The organism is Streptomyces sp. NPDC127038 (assembly GCF_042725875.1).
Lineage (GTDB): Bacteria > Actinomycetota > Actinomycetes > Streptomycetales > Streptomycetaceae > Streptomyces.
The window spans coordinates 6308-25396 of sequence record NZ_JBHXDQ010000068.1; the positions used below are offsets into that span (position 1 = coordinate 6308).

Genomic DNA, 19089 nt, shown 5'->3' on the forward strand with positions numbered 1-19089 from the left:
GCGGCGGGTCGGGCGCCGTTCTGCGCACCGGCCCGGCAACCCCCCGGCGCGGGGGCGTCACGGGGGGGCGGCCCCGCCCGGGCGGGGGCGCCGACCGGCGCCCCCGCGACCGGGAGGACCGCGCCGGTGGCGAACCGATCAGGCGTTGTGCTCCTGGTGGATGCCGCACCAGGGGGTGTCCTCGCCCTCTTCGGAGTGCGCGACGACCTCGGGCTCGTCGACGGACGACTCCTGGTGCACCCCGCACCAGGCGACGTTGGACGCGGCGTGCGCGACGACCTCGGGAGTCTCCTCCGCGGGGGTCTCGGTGGTCTCTTCGTTGGGCTCGACGTTCTCGGCCATGATGGTCCTCCATACGACGGGCGTTGGGACGGTTGGCGGCAGCGGAGTGCCGACCGGCAGGAAGTTAGGAGGCCGGGGTTCGACACCGGTTCACTGCCGGTTGGCGTCCGGTGAAACCGCTGGTGGGCGGCGGGGGAACCCGTGGCGCGCACGGCCGCGGGCACGGCGCCACGGGCGCGGGAAGGGACATCGGCGCGGTTACGGGCACGGGCACGGTTGCGCCGGTGCCGTCGGCGACGCCCGGGGCGCCGCGGACGCCGATCCCGGCCCACCCTGATGCCGACCCCGACATCGGCCCCGACACCAACGCCGTCCCCGTCCCCGTCCCCGTGCATACCGGAATCGCACCGGACGTGAACCGGCGGGGAACCGGCCGTTCCTACGGTGGCCGCCGCACACTCCGCGAGCGCGAGAGGACGCCTCCGTATGGACACCGAGCCCGTCGCCCCGGCCGCCCCGCCCGCACCGGCGGGCCGGCAGCGGCTGCCGGAGCCGCTGGGGGCCGCGTTCCTGGCCCGCCCTGAGGAGACTCTGGCCGAGATCCGGGAGACGTGCCCCGTGGCCCGGGTCAGAACGCCCGCCGGACGCCCGGCCTGGCTCGTGACCCGTGCCGAGGACGTACGGGCCGGATTCATGGATCCCCGGCTCTCCTTGAGCGGGGGCCGCGTCCCGGACCCGGGCGTGCGGCGGCGCGCCCTGGACGTGACGCTGGTCAACTACGACCCGCCGGACCACACGAGGATCCGCCGCCTGGCGACACCCGCCCTCACCCCGGCCCGCATGGCCGCCCACCGCGAACGCATCGAGCGGGCCGCCGCCGAACTCCTCGACGCGGCCGACGCCGCACGGGGGCGGGGACCGGTGGAGCTGATGGAGGCCTTCGCGCGGCCGTTCGCCTTCCGGTCGCTGTGCGAGGTGTTCGAGGTACGGGAGGCGGAGCGGGCCGCGCTGTACGAGCCGGTGGCGCTCCTCGCGGACAAGACCGGCCGCTCCGCCCGCGAGGTCGAGGAGAGCGTGGTCCGGATCGACGCCTTCGTCCGGGGTGAGATGGCCCGCCGGGAGGCCGACCCCGGTGAGGACGTCGTGTCCCGCGTCCTCGCGGCCTGGCACCAGCAGGGCGGCGCGGCCGAGGACGAGGTCGCCTCGCTCCTCGCGATGCTGCTGCTGGCCGGCTTCGACAGCACCGTGCAGGCGATCGGGATGAGCGTGGTGGCGCTCCTCGGCCACCGCGACGTACAGGAGTCCCTGCGGGAGGAACCGTCACGGATTCCGCGCGCGGTCGACGAGTTGCTGCGGTGGGACACCCCCGGCCCCTTCAGCACCAAGCGGGTGGCGCTGGAGGACGTGCGGTTCGGGGACACGGTGATTCCTGCGGGCAGCGGTGTCCTGCTCTCCGTGGCCGCGGCCAACCACGACCCGCGGTGCCATGCCGATCCCGGCACCCTGGACCCGGACCGGGCCACGGCCGGCCGTCACCTGTCCTTCGGACTCGGCCCCCACTACTGTCCCGGATCGGCGCTGGCCCGCCTGGAACTCACGGTGGCCCTGACCGCCGTACTCGGCCGCTGGCACCGTCTGGAGCCGGCGGTCCCGCTGGACGAACTGACCTGGGGCGGCGGCTATCTGCACCGACGTCTGGCCGGACTCCCGGTCCAGCCGGGCGGATCTGCCTGACGCAGGGGCGGACGCCGAGGAGCCCGGTGCCGGAACCGGACCCCGCCGGGACCTGGCGGCCGACGGTCGTAAACCGTATGACCTGCGTTGACTCCGCGCCGTACGATCACTCGATCGATGGCCGGAGGAGTGGGGATGACCGAGGACACGGACACCGGGGCGGACGCGGTCGCCCTCCTCGCGGCGGGGGCCTCGCTCCGGGAGACGCTCGTCGCCTGCGCCGGTGACTGGATCGCTCTGGACGCGGCGGCGCGTGCGGTGGCCTGGTACCGGCCGGACGGATCCACGATCGCCCCGCTGCTCTCCGGCCTGGATCGGCTCGACGAGTCCGGCCTCGCGCTCGCCCTCGGCCACCGCGACGGGCGGATCCGCCAGGAGGCGCTGAGCCGCGCGGCCCGGTACCCCGGCCTGCTGCCGCTCGTCGTGATCCGCTGCGCCGACTGGGCCGGCCCCGTGCGTGAGCACGCCAGGCAGGTGCTGCGCGAGACCCTGCGTACGGATTCCGCCGTCGGCCTCGCGTCGCTGCTTCTGCGCATCGGGCTCCGCGAGCGCGGAGCCTTCGGCGCCGAGCTGCTGGGCCGGATGCTGCGCGGTGCGACCCGGGAGCAGTTCGCCGTGCTGTTCGCCGATCCGGACCGTGCCGTGCGGCGGTTCGCGTACCGGCTGGCCGTCGAGGACCGGCTGCTGCGTCCCGCCGAACTGGCGCGCGCCGCCGTCCGGGAGACGGACGCCGTCGTCCAGGACCTGTGCGCCACAGCGGCCCTGGCCGCCCTGGACGACGAGGGGACGGCGTACGAGGACGTGCTGCCCGTGCTGCTGTCCGCGCGCAACCCGCGAACGCGCGCGGCCGGCGTCACCGGACTGCGGCGGGCGGGCCGGCCGGAGCGCGCGGAGGCGTTCCTCACCGACGGGTCCGCCCTCGTGCGGGCCTGCGCCCGCTATGTCGTACGGCAGCACGGAGGTGATCCGGTGGCCTGGTACCGGCGGCGGTTCACCCCTGCGGGCGGCCCGGAGCCGTCGCCCGGTGCGGTCATCGGGCTGGCCGAATGCGGTGACGGCACGGACGCCGAGCTGCTGCGGCCGCTGCTGACGCACCCGGCGGCCGGGGTTCGGGCGCGGGCCGTGGCGGGGCTACGGGTCCTGGAGCGCGTGGACGTGCGGGAGGTACTGCCGCTGCTCGACGACCCCGCCCCCGGAGTCGTCCGCGAGACGGTGCTCGCTCTGCTGCCCGGGGCGAGGAACCTGCCGGCCGACCGGCTCCTGGAACGCACCGGTCCCGAACGGCCACGGCACGTTCGGGTCGGCGCGTTCCGGCTGCTCGACGCGATGGGCGACCTCGCGGCGCTGCGGGCGGCGGTCGGGCTGCTGGAGGACCCGGACCCCAAACTGCGCACCTGGGCCGCGCAGTCGGCGCAGTGCTGGCATCCGTCGCCGGACATACGGAAGCAAGACAGGGAAGAGGTAGGAGAGTTGCTCGACCGAAGCCGCCATCTCTTCAGCGACTACGTGCTGCGCCACCGCAGGCGGGAGGCGGGGCTGAGCGGTTGAGGACCGTGGACCGCACCGGGACCGGCGGGCGTCGGTGTGGGATCGACAGGTCTCGGCACGGGACCGGCGGCTCCCTGCGGCAGGATGGGGCGGACCCCGCGTCGGCCGACGTGTCCGTCGATGCCCCAAGGGGACGGAACCGATGAGAGAGAGACTTCTTGCACGATCACGCGAGCAGCGACGCGACCCCCGGCCCCGGAGCGGATGAACTCGCCCGGGTCTACCTCGACTCGCTCGAGGAGATCATGGACCCGAAGGAGTACGCGGACCTGCGTGTCCTGACCTTCACCTTGCTGGGGGCGATCGCCGAGTCAGCCGGTCCGGACGAACCTCCGTACACACGTCGCCTGGACGTCGAACTCACCCCGGCCGTCATCGAGGAGTGGCTGATTCTCACGGGCATTCGACGCACCGGCCGCATGGATCAGAAGGTCGTCGAGGTCGGCGACGGCTCCCGTACCGTCGTGGACGATGAACTCGCCTCCGATCCGCAGGCGCTGGAGGCCTTCTGCGCGGAGGTCCGGGCCCGGAACCGGGAACGCGAACAGGAGCGGGAGTTCCTGAAACGCATCGAGGCCGACTCCGGCTGGTGACGGGTCCGCCCCCGATGACCGGCTCGGTCCGATGACCCGATCCGTCCGGTGATCATCCCTCCTCGTTGAGCAACTCCCCCTGGCGCGCCCGCCGGTGGCCCTCCGCGGTGTTGGCGGCACCGGCGGGCGTGTCAGGGACGCAGGCTCCGCCTTGGCTCGTGGCTGCATCGCTTCGCTATTTCCTATCGATTTACTAGGAAAGCATTGACCGGAGGTCCGGCGGCTGCGCAGGATGATGTACATGCCCCCCACGCAGCAGCGACTGGTCCGCCGTCGGCACGTCGACTTCGGTCGCGTCGCCAGCGCGGTCTGTCCCGGCGCGTAGCCTGCGCGGCGCACGCATCTCGCGTGGGTGCCGCCCTCCGCTTCCCCTCCAGGTGACCAGGCGCATCCGCCGAGGTCCCCGAGCCGGGCAGGACCCGGCGGCGCCCGGTTCGTCACCCGTACGGCGCATGTACCCCGCGGGCGTGCCCGACGGGCTCCAGACTCCCGACCCGGCACCTTGCCGCCGAACGTGAGGAAACATGATCATGGGCGTTGCCACCGCGCCGTCCGGAACCGGCCCCGATGCCGGCCACGGAGCCGATCCCGCCGCCGACCGGCCCGGACCCGGCCCGATCGAGCCCGCCCCGGACGCCGGCGGCCCCGATCACGCGTACTGGCTGCGCGCGGCCCGCGAGACGGCGGAGGACCTGGCCACGGACGCGGTGAGCAGGGAGCAGGCGGGCAAGACCCCCTTCGACGAGGTGTCCCGGCTGCGCGAGGCGGGACTGCTGACCCTCCTGGTTCCGGCCGACGCCGGAGGAGGCGGCGCGGACTGGCCGACCGCCTACGCCGTCGTCCGCGAGATCTCCGCCGCCGACGCCGCGATCGGCCAACTCCTCGGCTGTCACTACTTCCTGTCGTGGAGCGCCCTGTCCTTCGCCGACTCGCCCCGGGCCACCGAGACCGTGCGGCGCGCCACGAGGAAACCTCTCCTGTGGGGCGGCGGCCTCGCCCGCCAGGAGCCGCCGCTGAGGCTGACCAGGAAGGCCGGCGGCTACGTCCTGGAGGGCCGGCAGAGCTACGCCACCGGGGTCCTGGTCGCCGACCGTCTCGCCGTACGGGGCGAGCGCGGCGACACCGGCGAGCCCTTCGCCGTCGTGGTCGACGCGGCCCATCCCGGTGTGCGGATCGAGGGCGGCTCGGACGCGTTCGGCCAGCGGCTCGCGGCCGGCGGCAGCGTGGAGTTCGACGCCGTGCCGGTCGCCGCCGGCAGCGTACTGGGATCCCTGTCGGCGGACGAGGACGTCCTCTCCCCGCGGACCGCGTTCACCTCCCCGGTCGGCCGCCTCCTCTCCGCCCAGCTCCTCCTCGGCATCGCCGAGGGCGTACTCACCGAGGTACGCGAATACAGCAGGGCGGGCCAGTCGCTCTGGCACCCCGCCTGGCCGGTCGGCTCCCCCTCGGACCCGCGGATCCTGACGCTGCACGGAGAACTCACCGTCCTCACCCGCTCCGCCTCGGCACTCACCGAGCAGGCGGTGCGGGCCGTGCAGGGAGGACTGGCACGCGGCGCGGACCTCGGCTACGACGAGTACGCGGAGATCTCCGTCCTGGTGGCCATGGCCGAGGCCGCCGTGTCCCGGGCCGCCCAGGAGTCCACCGGCCGCGCCCTGGAAGTCATCGGCGCCCGCTCCGCGTCCTCGCGGCTGGGCTTCGACCGCTTCTGGCGCAATGCCAGGACCCACACCCTGTACGAGCCCGTCGGCCACCGGCTGCGTGACGTCGGGGACTACTTCCTCAACGGCGCGCACCCCCCGTTCGTCCTCCCCGTGTGACCGGGAGAGCGTGGAAACGGGCGCGGCGGTACGGAATACTGCGCACATGCGGATTTCAGCCAGGGCGGACTACGCGGTACGTGCCGCGCTACAGCTCGCCGCGGTCCGGGACGAGGGGCCTCTGAAGGCCGAGGCGATCGCCGACGCGCAGGACATCCCGCACAAGTTCCTCGAAGGCATCCTGAACGACATGCGCCGGGGCGGTCTCGTGCTCAGCCAGCGCGGCGGCAACGGCGGCTACCGCCTCGCCAGGCCCGCCGCGTCCATCACGATCGCCGACGTCATCCGCACCGTGGACGGACCGCTCGTCTCGGTACGCGGGGTCCGCCCCCCGGACCTCTCCTACACCGGCCCCGCCCAGTCACTGCTTCCCCTGTGGATCGCGCTGCGGTCCAATGTGCGCGAGATCCTCGAAGGCGTCTCGCTGGCCGACGTGGCCTCGGCCCAACTGCCGCCCGAGGTCTGCGCGTTGACCGACGCTCCGGGAGCCTGGGCCAACCCCTGAGAAGACGGGACCCCACCCCCACCCCTCGCCCGCGGCCCGGCGGCGCGCACGCCATGACGGCCCCGCGTCGAGCGTCGGGCGATTCGCCCCGGATGGCATGAATTGAGCCATTCGTGTGACGATGGCTGAGGCGGCAGGGGCCGTCCCCTGGGCGCCACGCGAGGTGTCCGTACGGCAGACCGAGGAGGTCCTGATGACGGACCTGACCACCCGCTCCGCGACCACCGGAAACGCACCGGGCGCGGCCACCGGCCGGCGCACCGGCACAGGCGATCCGGGCGGCAAGGGACGGACCACCATCGCCGACGGCGTGGTGGCCAAGATCGCGGCGGCGTCCGCGCGCGAGGTGCCGGGAATCCATGGCCTCGGCACCGGCATGACCCGGGCCCTCGGGGCCGTCCGCGACCGGGTGCCCGCCGGGCGCCCCGGCCAGACCCGCGGTGTGAGCGTCGAGGTCGGCGAACGGCAGACCGCGGTGGATCTCGACGTCGTCGTCGAGTACGGGTACCCCATCACGGACGTGATCGCCGACATGCGCGTCGCCGTGATCGGCGCCGTCGAGCGCATGACCGGTCTGGAGGTCGTGGAGGTGAACGTCGCCGTCGGCGACGTGCGTCTGCCGGACGAACCGGACGAGGAATCGCAGGACGGCCCCCGGGTGACGTGACCCGCCGCCCGGGCGCCGGGGGCCCGCCCCGGCGGCCGCCGCCGCAACTCTCAGGAGGTGTGTCGCCGTGGACGACAAGGACCACGCGGACGGTGCCCCTCTCACGGCGCGTGAACACGCCGCGCTCGCGGAGATCGAGGAGGCGTTGCGGCAGGACGACGACCCCATGCGGCCACCCCGCCCGTCCGGCGGGCGCCGGCTGCCCCTCCTGGTCGTGCTGCTGCTGATGTGCTCGGTGGCCGTCGCGGTGATCGGCATCCGCACCTCGAACGCCGCGCTGCTCTGGTGCTTCGCGGTGCTGTGGCCGCTCACCGCCGTGCAGACCGTGAGACTGCTGGCGAGGTGGATCAGGACCTCGGGCCCCTTCACGCCGTGGTTCTGACCGCGACACCGGCTCCGCGGTTCCGACCACGACACCGGGTCCCTGGTTCCGACCGCGGCACCACCTCCGCCCTTCCGACCGCGACACCGGCGGCGGCAAGCACCACTCGTAGCGCCGAGCGGGTGCCCGCCCGCACACCTCACGACGCCCTCGCACCCGTACCGCGCGGGCGCCGTGGCGTGTCCGCCCCGGGTGAGCCGCGTCTCACCCGCACGACTGCGCTTGTCTATGCAACGAGTTGCATAGAAAGCTGTGCGGTATGGCGCTCGAACACGCGATCCTCGTCTCCCTGCTGGAGAAGCCGGGTTCCGGCTATGAGCTGGCCCGGCGCTTCGAGCGGTCCATCGGCCACTTCTGGACCGCCACGCACCAGCAGATCTACCGCGTGCTCAAGCGCATGGAGAGCGAGGGCGTCCTCTCCGTCCGCGAAGTGCCGCAGCAGGGGCGGCCGGACAAGAAGGAGTACTCCGTCGCCGCCCCCGGCCGCACCGCCCTCTCCCGATGGCTGCACGAGCCGATCGAGCCGGAGAGCCTGCGCCACGACCTCGCGGTGAAGATCCGCGGCGCCGCCTTCGACGACCCGGCGGCGCTCGTCGACGAGGTGGAGCGGCACCACCGGGCGCACGGCGACCGACTGGCGCGCTATCTCGCCGGGGAGCACCGCGACTTCACCGGTCCCGACGCCCCCGCGCCGCTCGACGCGGGTCAGCAGTTGCAGCACGTCGTCCTGCGCGGCGGCATCGCGTACGAGCGGATGACGATCGCCTGGCTGGACGACGTCCTGGCCACGCTCCACACCCTGGCCGCGACGGCCGGTGCCCCGGACGGCCCGCACGGCGGCCGCCCGGAGCCGTCGCCCTGAGCCACCCCTCGCTCTCACCTCCTGTACGGCAACCCTCGATCCCCGTTCCCCGGAAGGCGGACCCCCGTGACCACCCCCTTGCTCTTCAACCCGCGCACCTACGACCCGGCGCACTTCGACCCCGAGACGCGCAGGCTGCTGCGCGCCACCGTCGACTGGTTCGAGGAGCGCGGCAAGCGCCGACTGATCGAGGACTACCGCACCCGTGCGTGGCTCGGTGACTTCCTCGCCTTCGCCGCCAAGGAGCGCCTGTTCGCCACGTTCCTCACGCCGGCCTCCGCGGCCACGGACGAGGAGCAGCGCTGGGACACCGCCCGGATCGCCGCCCTGAACGAGATCCTCGGGTTCTACGGCCTCGACTACTGGTACGCGTGGCAGGTGACCATCCTCGGTCTCGGCCCGGTCTGGCAGAGCGGCAACGGGGAGGCCCGCACGCGGGCCGCGGACCTCCTCAACCAGGGCGAGGTCTTCGCGTTCGGCCTGTCGGAGAAGGCCCACGGCGCCGACATCTACTCCACGGACATGCTCCTGGAACCGGTCGCCGACGGCGGGTTCCGCGCCACCGGCTCCAAGTACTACATCGGCAACGGCAACGCCGCGGGCCTGGTCTCCGTGTTCGGCCGCCGCACCGACGTCGAGGGCCCGGACGGCTACGTCTTCTTCGCCGCCGACAGCCGCCACCCGGCGTACCACCTGGTGCAGAACGTCGTCGACTCCTCGAAGTTCGTCAGCGAGTTCCGCCTGGAGGACTACCCGGTCGCCCCCGAGGACGTCCTGCACACCGGCCGCGCAGCCTTCGACGCGGCCCTGAACACCGTCAACGTCGGCAAGTTCAACCTCTGCACCGCCTCGATCGGCATCTGCGAGCACGCGATGTACGAGGCCGTCACCCACGCGAGCAACCGCATCCTCTACGGCCGTCCCGTCACCGTCTTCCCGCATGTGCGGCGGGAGTTGGCGGAGGCGTACGTCCGTCTCGTCGGAATGAAGCTGTTCAGCGACCGTGCCGTCGACTACTTCCGTTCGGCCGGTCCCGAGGACCGTCGCTACCTCCTCTTCAACCCGATGACGAAGATGAAGGTGACCACGGAGGGCGAGAAGGTCATCGACCTGATGTGGGACGTCATCGCCGCCAAGGGCTTCGAGAAGGACAACTACTTCTCCCAGGCGGCGATCGAGATCCGGGGCCTGCCCAAGCTGGAGGGCACGGTCCACGTCAACCTCGCGCTGATCCTCAAGTTCATGCGCAACCACCTGCTGGACCCGATCGACGCGCCCGCCGTGCCGACCCGGCTCGACGCGGCCGACGACGACTTCCTCTTCCGGCAGGGACCGGCCCGCGGCCTGGGTTCCGTCCGCTTCCACGACTGGCGCGCCGCCTACGACGCCTACGCCGAGGTCCCGAACGTCGCCCGTTTCCGTGAACAGGCCGACGCCCTCTGCGAGTTCGTCACCACGACGGCCCCCGACGAGACGCAGAGCCGCGACCTCGACTTCCTGCTCTCCGTGGGGCAGTTGTTCGCGCTGGTGGTGCACGGGCAGCTGATCCTGGAGCAGGCGAAGCTGACGGACCTCGACGAGTCCGTGCTGGACGAGCTGTTCTCGGTACTGGTGCGTGACTTCTCCGGGCACTGCGTCGAACTGCACGGCAAGGACTCGGCCACCGAGCCGCAGCAGGCCTGGGCGCTCGGCGCGATCCGGCGTCCCGTCGTGGACGAGGCGCGTTCGGCCCTGATCTGGCAGCAGGTCGAGGCGCTGTCCGGAGCGTACGAGATGTCCCTGTAGCGGCGGCGACACACGGCCGTGCGCTGCGGCGGGGGCCGGGCCCCCGCCGTGGGCCGGTCGCGGGGGGCGGGGGGGGGGGGGCCGGCCCCCCGCGGGGGGCGGGGGGCCGGGGGGGCCGTGGGACGGCCCGCCCGGCAGGTGATCGGCGTCCTCGTCAGGGTGCGCAGACGAAGGCCGCGGCGTCGTCCGGGTCGCCGGTCCGGTAGCGGGGCCACCGCGGGTACGGGCACAGGGGACGTGTGCGGTGGTGGAGCGCGTCCGACACGACCGGGTTCACGGGCGCCCGTCCCCGCTCGGTCCAGTCTTCGAGCGCGGTCAGCGAGTCCCAGGCGGCCGCGAACGCCGGCGTGCCGAAGTTGGCGTGGTTCGCGCCGGGCACGACGTAGTACCGCAGGAACGCGCCGGTCGCCTTGGGGCCCAGGAGGCCGCGTACGCGCTCGTAGTAGTCGCTCGTGGAGCGCGGGGAGACGAGTTCGTCCGCCGCGCCGTGGAGCAGGATCAGTCTGCCGCCCGCGCGGGCGAACGGGCGGAGGTCCGCGTCGTTGCGGTCCTCGACCGTGGACAGCCGGCTGATCCGGTCGAGCCACGCGCCGGGATGCCGGGGATCCACGTCGAGGGCGCTGTGGTGCGGGTCCCTGGTCAGGAAGTACTTGACCCACTGGTCCCAGTACTGGAACCCGTAGCCGCTGGTCACCGGCATGGGGTCGGCCGGGGCCGTGGTGCCGAAGCCGAGGAACGGGGTCCTCATGTCCGCCCCCGAGAGGAACGGGAAGCCCGGGTACCCGGTCTCGCCGCTGGCGATCCGGTACGGCCACCTGAACGGTGAGGACATGGCGACGACGGCGCCGATCTGCGGATCCGACAGACAGCCGGGACCGTTGTCGGCGCCACCGGGGCAGCGCAGGACACGCGGATCGAAGTGACAGCCGGCGGGGTTCGAGACGACGCCGTCGGCGACGCCGTCCTGAGAGTCGCACGCGGCGATGACGCTGCCGTAGAGGAGTGTCTGCTTCTCCGGTCCGGGGAAGGCGCCCGGGCGGGACAGCACCTGCGCCAGATACCCCAGGTCCAGGCCCTCGCTGAGGTTGTTCCAGGCAGGGAAGGCCGAGATGACGCCGTCGAACGCCCGCGGCCAGCGCTGGGCGACGACCAGACCCTCCCGCCCGCCTGTCGAGCCGCCCGAGAAGTAGACCTCGGCCGGGTTCGTCCCGTAGGCGTGCCGGATGAGGAACAGGCTCGCGTCACGCGTCTTCTTGAGCGCGTCGCCGGCGGCGAAGTTGTCCAGGGCCTCGTCGTTCACACCGAACGAACCGTCCAGTGACGGAGGCGCCGCCGGGCTCTGCCGGTGCCCCGAGTCACTGGCGAAGGTGGCGTAGCGCCGGGCCAGCGGCACCGGCCGGTCCGTGGGACCGAACGGCACGTTCTCCGCCAGGTCGGGAATGGTGCCGTTGAAGCCGCCGCCGCCGAACATCATCGCCTTGCGGTTCCAGTCGTACGGCAGGTCCGCGCGCATCCTGATGTCGGGCGCGGCGGGATCGACGGGAAACAGGGCGGCGTCGACCTGGCAGTACGTGATGCTCTCGGCGCCGATCAGGCTGGTCGTGACCGAGGCCGACTCGACGCGGCCGCCGGTCGTCGGCAGGCTCATGGCCGACGCCGGGATGGACATGCCGGCCAGGCCGGCGCACTCCGGCACGGTCGCGGAGTGGCCGGCCCGGGGCGCGGTGGTCGCCGCCACGGGTCCGGCCCCGAGGACGGGGAGCGCGCCCGCCAGCAGGAGCAGGGCGCCCGGCGCGATCAACCGGCGCATGCTCGCGCTCCGTACGGGTTTCGCGTTCACGAACGGCTCCTTCCGGCGGCTCCTGTGGCGTGTCATCGGTAGAGGTGGGTGCCGGGGACGGCGTCCGGAGCGGCTCGGACCTCGGCGGTGTTCGTCTCGGGCAGGAACCACGCGCTGACGGTCGTGATCAGCCCCATGGCCATGATGTAGCCGGCGACCGGCAGGGTGCTCCCGGTCTTCGCGATGAGTGCCGTCATGAGGAAGGGCGTGCTGCCGCTGACCGCGATCGCGGACAGTTGGTAGGCCAGCGAAGCGCCCGAGTAGCGCACGCCGGGCGGGAAGAGCTCGCCGAGGAAGCTCGCGATGGGGCCGTAGGTGAGGCACTGGAACAGGAAACCCACCGTGACCGCGACGAAGATCAGCGGCAGCGACGCGGTGTCGATGAGCCCGAAGTAAGGGAAGGCCCAGACCGCGACTCCCAGGCCGCCGATCAGGATCAGGGGCCGCCGGCCCAGTCTGTCCGAGAGGTGGCCGGACCAGGGGAGGACGACGAGCATGGCCACGGAGCTGGTCAGGACGACCGCGAGCAGCGGGTTGCGCGCGATGCCGAGCGTATGGGTGCCGTAGCTGAGGAGTCCGGAGATGCTCACGTAGAAGAGGCTGTTGGTGGCCGAGAGGAGACCGCAGCCGAGCAGGATCGTCTTCCATCTGTCGCGCACGACCTGGGCCAGCGGGGCGCGGGCCGCCGCGTTCTCCGGCTGGGCCGCCTCGCGCTGGAGCTCGCGGAACTCCGGTGTGTCCTCCACCTTGGTCTGGATATAGAGAACCACCACGAACATCACGACGCTGACCAGGAAGGGTATGCGCCAGCCCCAACTGAGGAAGGCGTCGTCCGGCATCAGACCGCTGGCGGCCACGAAGATCAGGTTCGAGACGATCACGGCGACGGGGACGCTGGTCTGGCCGAACGTCCCGGCGAAGCCCCGGCGTTTGGGACCGGCGGACTCGGTGAGCAGGAGCATGATGCCGCCCCACTGACCACCGGCCGCGAGCCCCTGCACGAAGCGGAGGACGACCAGCAGGGTCGGGGCCAGCGTTCCGGCGGTCGACGCGCTGGGGAGGCAGCCGATCAGGAACGTGGCGGCGCCCATGACGGCCAGGCAGGTGACGACGACCGGCTTGCGTCCGTGGATGTCACCTAGGTGCCCGGCCAGCACCCCGCCGATGGGACGCGCCACGAAGCCCGCCCAGAAGGTGCTGAAGGCGAGGAGCGTTCCGGTCAGGGCCGAGGAGTGGGGGAAGAACACATGGGGGAACACCAGCGCGGCCGCGGTGCCGTAGAGGAAGAAGTCGTACCACTCCAGGGAGCTGGCGATGAGCCCGGCGGCCAGCAGCCTGCGGGAGGCTCGGCGCCGGGTCTGGGGCTGGGGCGTACCGGCGCTGGGGAGGCTGCCGGACTGCCCTTCGGGTTGGGTGAGCGGAGTTGCCATGGGTGCCGCCTTCGTCCATAGCGGTGGCAGGGGATCGCGGTTACATTAGGGCGCCGTTGCGCTGTGGTTGAGGTGTGCTTCACCCACACCTGCTGCCGATTCGGTGGGTCTTTTTTCCACCTCGTCCCGAGGAGGATGGCTCTGTGGTCAGCGACCCCGGTGGCGGAGCAGGGTGGTGTTCGCTCGCGCGTCGCCAGCGCGAACTGGCGTCGTTGTACGAGACGGCCAAGTCGCTGACGGCGCTGGGCGAGCTCGACGAGGTCCTCCAGTCGATCGTCCGGCACGCGCACGATCTGATCCGTACCGACTTCACCTATCTCTCGCTGGTCGGCCCCGACGGCCGGCTGTCCGTCAGGGCGTCGCGGGGAACGGTGTCCGCCGCCTTCCTAGCGGCGTGCATACCCGCGGATGTGGGGCTGGGCGGCAAGGTGCTGGCCTCGTCGAGTCCGCACTGGGTGAGCCGCTACGCGGGCGCGACCCTCATCGAGCACGATCCGGACTTCGACCGTCTGGTCACCGCCGAAGGGCTCGTCGCGCTCCTCGGCGTACCGCTGGTCGTCCGGGGACGGGCGGTGGGCGCCCTGTTCGCCGCGGACCGGTCCGAACGGGCCTTCCACGCCGACGAGATCGCGCTGCTGCGCGCGTTCGCCGACCACGCCGCGGTCGCCCTCGACAACGCCCGTCTCTACGAGGCGAGTCGAAGCGCCCTGAACGAACTGCGGATCGCCTACGGAAAGATCGAGGAGCACATGGCCGTCGTGGAACGGGTCCAGGCGCTCCACGAGGCCCTGACCGGCGTGGTGCTCAGGGGCGGGACACCGGACGACGTCACACAGCTCCTCGCCGACCAACTGGGCGGAAGCGTCAGCCTCCTGGACCGGTCCGGCGAGGCCCTGGTGTGCCGGGAGTCGGTGTCACGTCCGTGCCGGACCTCCCCCGACTCCGGCCTTGCCGACGCCGTCGAGAGGGCGCGCCGCTCGGGCCGCTGCACGACCTCGGTGGACGCGGCCGGGGTCGTCCGCAGTGTCGCGTCGCTCCAGGCGGGCGACAGCTATCTCGGCGCGCTGGTGTGGAGCCGGGAGGCGGTCGCCGGACACGGCGGGCCGGACGACACGGAGCTGCGCACGCTGGAGCGGGCCACCCACATCCTGGGGCTGCTGATCCTCAAGGAGCGTGCGGTCGCCGAGGCGGGCGAGCGTCTGAGCGGAGAGCTCCTGACCGACCTCATGGTCGGCGGGCCCGGGATCAGCCCGGCCCAGCGCGCCCGCACCCGGGCCCGTGGCATCGTCGCCGACCGCCTGGACCTGGTCCTGGTGGCGGACTCGGCAACGTTGTCATCGACCGAACTCGCCCGCCGGCTGCACGACGTGGCACGGGACCGTTCCGGTCTGGCCGGCGAGCATCTGGGCAGGGCCACGATGATCCTGCCGAGCACCGACGACGACCGTACGGTCGAGGAGGTCCACCGTCGGCTGCGCCGCGCCCTCGGCGGTCCGGTCGCCGTCGTCGGGGAACGGGTGGTCCATCACGACTGGTCGCGCGCCTTCTCCCTGGCCGGCCGCTGCGCCGCCGTGATGCGGGCGATCGGGCACACCGACCTGGGCGCCATGACGGGCCGGTACGCCCTGTACGCCCTGATCTTCGACACCGAACGGGCCGGTGAACTCGACCGGTTCATCACCGACTCCATCGGCCCGCTGCTCGACTACGACCGGCGGCGGGGCACCGATCTCGTGGACACCCTCAGCGCCTACTACGTCCACCGCGCCAACGTGGCGGCGACCGCGCGGGCGTTGTACGTGCACGTGAACACGCTCCTCAAGCGGCTGGACCGCGCCGACAGCGTCCTCGGCGTCGACTGGCGCCGCGAGAACGACCTGGAACTCCGGCTCGGCCTGCGGCTGCACCAGCTCAGGGCGATCGCGACCGCGTAGGCTTCGTCGGGCACGGACACGACGGGGGCTGAGCACATGACGTACGAGGAATCCGAGGGAACGCGGCGCTGGACTTCGGTCCTCGACGCGGTCGTGGTGTACGCGCAGGGCGCCCTGTGCAGCCGGGTCGCCCGGGGAACCGTACCGCCGGACGGCAGGGTGCGGGTGGCGGGTCTGCCCCGGTCGATGGACCCGGACTCGCTGCGCGCCAAGGCCGTCGGCGGCGAAGGCGTCCGGGTCACCGAGGTACGGGTGGAGGTGGACGCCGAACCGTCCGCCGACGGCTCGGCCGACGCCCTGCGGCGCGAGATGGAGCGGTTGCGGGATGTCTCCGCCGCCGCCCAGGCCCGCCGTGACCGGCACGAGGCCCTCATCGCCGAGGTGGCGGCCCTGCGTCCGGTTCCGCCGGCCCGCAGGAGGGACGACCCGCACCGCACCACCCCGGTCGACGCGTGGCTGCGCCTCGCGGACTTCGTCGACGAGCGGCTCACGAACCTGCACGCGCGCCTCGTCGAGCTGGAGGAGGAACTGCGCCTCGCCGAGCACGCGTTCGCGATCGCCCTGGACCGCTGGAGTCACGCCTCCACCGACGCGCGGCACACGAAGGTCGACACCACGGTCTGCGCGGTCCTGACCCTGGAGGGATCCGGGGACGTCGAACTGGAGCTGGAGTACGGGGTGCCGGGGGCCGTCTGGGTGCCCGCGTACCGTCTGAGCCACCGTCAGGGCGACGACTCCGGCACCCTGGTCCTGCGCGCCTCGGTCGCCCAGCGCACCGGGGAGGACTGGACCGGGGTCCGCGTCGCCCTGGCCACCGCGGATCTGCGCCGCCGCACCGACCTGCCCCGGCTGCGTTCCCTGCGGGTCGGACGGCGGCAGAGCGCCCCGGCGCCCTCGGGCTGGCGCGAGCCGCCGCAGGGGCTCGCCGACCTGTTCGCCGGGTACGACGGCGCCGGCCCCCACCCGGCCGTGACCGGCAGGCCGGCGGCCGGGGGTGCCGTGGCCGCCGGACCCGTGGCCGCGGCCTCCGCAGGACCCGTCCCACCGCCGCCGCAGGCACCCGCCATGTACGGCATGCCGCTCGCGGCGCCCATGGCACCGCCCCCGGCGCCCGGTGCCGCGGCGGGCCCCTTCGGGGGCGCCCTGCCCGACACCCAGCAGCCCGTGGGTGCGGGCCCCGGCGGCGCGCCCTCGGCCCGCTCCCGGCGTGCCGGGGCGCCCGCCGCCCTGGCGCCCTCGGCCCCCGGCCGGTCCGCCCCGCCGCCCCCGCAGCCGCCCGCCGCGCCGGTCGCGGCCGGTCCGCCGCTCCCGAGCGACACCGAGCTCGACTACGCGGCCCTCGTCCTGTCCGGACCCGACACGCGCACGGACAGCCGGGGCAGGCTGTTCCCGCACACGCCCTTCGACCCCGTCGCGGTCGAATACCGCAGGCGCGCCGAGACGGTGTCGTCGCTGCCCCTGCCCGGACACGCCGTACGGCCGCGCGAGTCGGCCGGCTCCTTCGACCACCGCTTCGACGCCGCCGCCCGCACCGACATCCCCTCGGACGGAACCTGGCACACGGTCACGGTGACCGAGATCCCGGTCGGACTGCGCACCGAGTACCTGTGCGTCCCGGCGGTGGAGCAGACGACGTACGCCACCCTGGTCCTCTCCAACGCCACCGACCAGGCGCTGCTCGCCGGTCCCGTGGAGGTCACCGTCGACGACGAGTTCCTGCTGACCGCCGCGTTGCCCACCCTCGCCCCCGGCGGTGTCCGCCGGATGGGCCTCGGGCCTGCCGAGGGCATCCAGGTGACCCGGCGGACGAACCTGCGCGAGTCGACCTCCGGCCTGCGCGGCAGCACCACCGTGCTCGACCATCAGGTGCACGTCGAACTGGCCAACCGCCTCGCGCGGCCCGTCACCGTCGAGGTCCAGGAACAGGTACCGGTGACCTCCCACGCGGACGTCCGGATCGAGGAGCGGGCCGACTGGACGACACCCGGGCAGGACACCGGGCCCGACAGCCTCGCGCCGGGCACCCGCGTCTGGCGGGTGGACCTGCCCGCCGGTGGCACCACCGCCCTCGACGGCGGCTACGAGATCCGTGTCCCGGCCGCCAAGGCCATCGTCGGCGGCAACCGCAGGAGCTGACCCACCATGCCCACGCACCCCCAGCCGATCCCACTGCCGGTCACCGCCGTCGTCTGTCTGGAGGACCGCGCCCAGATCGAGCGCACCGCCGACCTCGAACTGAGCGCCGGAGTGCAGCAGTTGCGCCTCGGACCGGTCAGCGCGCTCGCGGTCGACCGCACCCTGCACGCCGAACTGACCGGCGACCACCCGGCGACCGTCCTCGACGTGCGGATCGTCCGCGCCTGGACACCGCACGGGCCGCTGCCCGCGAGCGACGACTCCGCCCTGCGGCTGCGCCTGCACGAGCTCGAGGGCGAGCAACTCGCCCTGGGCAGGCGCCGCGACCGGCTGCGCGCCCGTCTCGAGGCCCTCGGCCGCCTCGCCACCGACCTGCTCCGTGACATCGCCGAGGGAGCGGGGTCCGGAGAGACGGACGAGGGCCGCTGGACCCGCGAACTGGACCGCGTCGACGGCGAACGCGACCGCCACGGCGAGGAACTGCGCGCCGTGGAGGCCGAGTCGGAGGCCGTCTCCACCGAGATCGCGGACACCTACAGGGCACTCGAACTCGCCGAGGAACAGCCCGCCGAACTGCTCGGGCACGTCGAGCTGACCGTGGAGGCCGCCCAGGCCGGTCCGGCGCGGCTGCGTCTGAGCCATCTCACCCCGTGCGCGCTGTGGCGCCCGGCGTACCGGGCCGTGCTCGACGGGGACTCGCTGACCCTGGAGACCGACGCGATGGTCTGGCAGCGCACCGGCGAGGACTGGTCGGACGTGCGCCTGACGCTCTCGACGGCCCGGTCGGCGCGGGCCGGCGAACCGCCGCGGCTCACCGAGGACCGGCTCACGCTCACGGATCGCACCGCCGCCGAACGCCGCACGGTGGACGTGGAGTTGCGGGAGGAGGAGATCGCGGAGATCGGCCCCGCTCCCGTCCTCGGACTGCCGGGGGTGGACGACGGCGGTCAGGCCCGTGTGCTGCACTCCCCCGTGCCCGTCTCGGTGCCCACGGACGGCCGCGCGCACCGAGTCCCGCTCTCCGCCGTCACCTGTGCCGCGCGCAGCGAGTACGCCTCGTCGCCGGAGCTCTCGCCGCTGGTCACACGGGTCGTACGGTTCGACAACGCGTCCGGTCACGCCCTGCTGGCCGGGCCCGTGGACCTCGTCCGCGACAGCGGGTTCACGGGCCGGGGCACGCTGGGCTTCACCGCCCCGGGCGCTCCCGTCGAGCTCGCCTTCGGCAGCCACGACGACTACCGGGTGGTCCGTCGGTCCGAGGAGACCAGGGACACCACCTCGTTGACCCAGCGGACCGTCGTCACCCGCACGGTCCGGCTCCATCTGTCGCGCTTCTCCGCCCCCGGGGAACAGGGCGAACAGGTCGTCTCGCTGCGGGAGCGGATCCCGGTCTCCGAGGTCTCGGCCGTGGAGGTACGGCTGCGCAAGGAGGCGTGCGCGCCGGAGCCCGACGAGGTCGACGCCGACGGCATCGCCCGCTGGGACGTGCGCCTGGCACCGGGCGGGCGCCGCACGGTGACCCTGGTCTACGAGGTCTCCGCGAGCGGGAAGGTCACCGGCCTCTGACGGGC

15 protein-coding genes are annotated in these 19089 nt (G+C 73.2%); 12 read left to right on the plus strand and 3 right to left on the minus strand.

Features of this window, described 5'->3' with window-relative positions; genetic code table 11:
* Window positions 1-138 precede the first annotated feature (138 nt).
* Window positions 139-342, minus strand: coding sequence for a hypothetical protein (locus ACFWI4_RS33520; RefSeq protein WP_387204056.1), 204 nt, complete (start codon window positions 340-342; stop codon window positions 139-141).
* Window positions 343-768: 426 nt separating this feature from the next.
* On the opposite strand from ACFWI4_RS33520, the gene ACFWI4_RS33525 reads away from it, so the two are divergent.
* The 9 genes from ACFWI4_RS33525 to ACFWI4_RS33565 all read left to right on the plus strand — a co-directional run bounded on the left by ACFWI4_RS33525 (window position 769) and on the right by ACFWI4_RS33565 (window position 10178).
* A complete protein-coding gene (locus ACFWI4_RS33525) occupies window positions 769-2016 on the plus strand; it encodes a cytochrome P450 (protein ID WP_387204059.1) in 1248 nt (415 codons plus the stop codon).
* Between the two features lie 135 nt (window positions 2017-2151).
* On the plus strand, window positions 2152-3564 hold the full coding sequence (locus tag ACFWI4_RS33530; RefSeq protein ID WP_387204062.1) for a hypothetical protein: 1413 nt from the start codon (window positions 2152-2154) through the stop codon (window positions 3562-3564).
* A 158-nt stretch (window positions 3565-3722) separates the two neighbouring features.
* Window positions 3723-4157: a hypothetical protein gene (locus ACFWI4_RS33535; RefSeq protein ID WP_387204065.1), complete on the plus strand. Its 435-nt coding sequence runs from the start codon at window positions 3723-3725 to the stop codon at window positions 4155-4157.
* 530 nt (window positions 4158-4687) lie between these two features.
* The gene (locus ACFWI4_RS33540) at window positions 4688-5977 is read left to right on the plus strand and encodes an acyl-CoA dehydrogenase family protein (protein WP_387204068.1); all 1290 of its coding nucleotides are present in this window, start codon (window positions 4688-4690) and stop codon (window positions 5975-5977) included.
* Window positions 5978-6023: 46 nt separating this feature from the next.
* Window positions 6024-6482 carry an RrF2 family transcriptional regulator gene (locus ACFWI4_RS33545; protein ID WP_385407943.1) on the plus strand — a complete coding sequence of 153 codons (459 nt, stop codon included), beginning with the start codon at window positions 6024-6026 and terminating at the stop codon, window positions 6480-6482.
* A 193-nt stretch (window positions 6483-6675) separates the two neighbouring features.
* A complete protein-coding gene (locus ACFWI4_RS33550; protein ID WP_387204145.1) occupies window positions 6676-7149 on the plus strand; it encodes an Asp23/Gls24 family envelope stress response protein in 474 nt (157 codons plus the stop codon).
* A gap of 67 nt (window positions 7150-7216) precedes the next feature.
* Window positions 7217-7531, plus strand: a complete 315-nt coding sequence (locus tag ACFWI4_RS33555) for a DUF3040 domain-containing protein (RefSeq protein ID WP_387204071.1) — start codon at window positions 7217-7219, stop codon at window positions 7529-7531.
* Between the two features lie 259 nt (window positions 7532-7790).
* Window positions 7791-8393 (plus strand): PadR family transcriptional regulator, encoded by a 603-nt coding sequence (locus ACFWI4_RS33560; RefSeq protein WP_387204074.1) that lies wholly within the window; start codon window positions 7791-7793, stop codon window positions 8391-8393.
* A gap of 66 nt (window positions 8394-8459) precedes the next feature.
* A complete protein-coding gene (locus tag ACFWI4_RS33565; protein WP_387204077.1) occupies window positions 8460-10178 on the plus strand; it encodes an acyl-CoA dehydrogenase family protein in 1719 nt (572 codons plus the stop codon).
* Between the two features lie 154 nt (window positions 10179-10332).
* Here the strand turns inward: ACFWI4_RS33565 and ACFWI4_RS33570 are convergent, their stop codons facing one another.
* Complete coding sequence (locus ACFWI4_RS33570; protein WP_387204080.1) at window positions 10333-12018, minus strand: tannase/feruloyl esterase family alpha/beta hydrolase; 1686 nt, start codon at window positions 12016-12018, stop codon at window positions 10333-10335.
* A gap of 32 nt (window positions 12019-12050) precedes the next feature.
* Window positions 12051-13448, minus strand: a complete 1398-nt coding sequence (locus ACFWI4_RS33575; protein WP_387204083.1) for an MFS transporter — start codon at window positions 13446-13448, stop codon at window positions 12051-12053.
* 143 nt (window positions 13449-13591) lie between these two features.
* On the opposite strand from ACFWI4_RS33575, the gene ACFWI4_RS33580 reads away from it, so the two are divergent.
* The 3 genes from ACFWI4_RS33580 to ACFWI4_RS33590 are packed head-to-tail and all read left to right on the plus strand — an operon-like array spanning window position 13592 to window position 19084.
* Entirely contained in the window at window positions 13592-15382 is a 1791-nt protein-coding gene (locus tag ACFWI4_RS33580) for a helix-turn-helix domain-containing protein (protein WP_387204086.1), read from the plus strand.
* Window positions 15383-15418: 36 nt separating this feature from the next.
* Window positions 15419-17518: a DUF4139 domain-containing protein gene (locus tag ACFWI4_RS33585; RefSeq protein WP_387204089.1), complete on the plus strand. Its 2100-nt coding sequence runs from the start codon at window positions 15419-15421 to the stop codon at window positions 17516-17518.
* Window positions 17519-17524: 6 nt separating this feature from the next.
* Window positions 17525-19084, plus strand: a complete 1560-nt coding sequence (locus ACFWI4_RS33590; RefSeq protein WP_387204092.1) for a mucoidy inhibitor MuiA family protein — start codon at window positions 17525-17527, stop codon at window positions 19082-19084.
* The last annotated feature ends 5 nt before the right edge of the window (window positions 19085-19089 follow it).

Bases quoted from the DNA above. Each gene is read 5' to 3' on its own strand.
- ACFWI4_RS33525 (WP_387204059.1), top strand. From the start codon at position 769: ATGGACACCGAGCCCGTCGCCCCGGCCGCCCCGCCCGCACCGGCGGGC.
- ACFWI4_RS33575 (WP_387204083.1), bottom strand. From the start codon at position 13,448: ATGGCAACTCCGCTCACCCAACCCGAAGGGCAGTCCGGCAGCCTCCCC.
- ACFWI4_RS33550 (WP_387204145.1), top strand. From the start codon at position 6,676: ATGACGGACCTGACCACCCGCTCCGCGACCACCGGAAACGCACCGGGC.
- ACFWI4_RS33560 (WP_387204074.1), top strand. From the start codon at position 7,791: ATGGCGCTCGAACACGCGATCCTCGTCTCCCTGCTGGAGAAGCCGGGT.
- ACFWI4_RS33590 (WP_387204092.1), top strand. From the start codon at position 17,525: ATGCCCACGCACCCCCAGCCGATCCCACTGCCGGTCACCGCCGTCGTC.
- ACFWI4_RS33585 (WP_387204089.1), top strand. From the start codon at position 15,419: ATGACGTACGAGGAATCCGAGGGAACGCGGCGCTGGACTTCGGTCCTC.
- ACFWI4_RS33545 (WP_385407943.1), top strand. From the start codon at position 6,024: ATGCGGATTTCAGCCAGGGCGGACTACGCGGTACGTGCCGCGCTACAG.
- ACFWI4_RS33520 (WP_387204056.1), bottom strand. From the start codon at position 342: ATGGCCGAGAACGTCGAGCCCAACGAAGAGACCACCGAGACCCCCGCG.
- ACFWI4_RS33530 (WP_387204062.1), top strand. From the start codon at position 2,152: ATGACCGAGGACACGGACACCGGGGCGGACGCGGTCGCCCTCCTCGCG.
- ACFWI4_RS33540 (WP_387204068.1), top strand. From the start codon at position 4,688: ATGGGCGTTGCCACCGCGCCGTCCGGAACCGGCCCCGATGCCGGCCAC.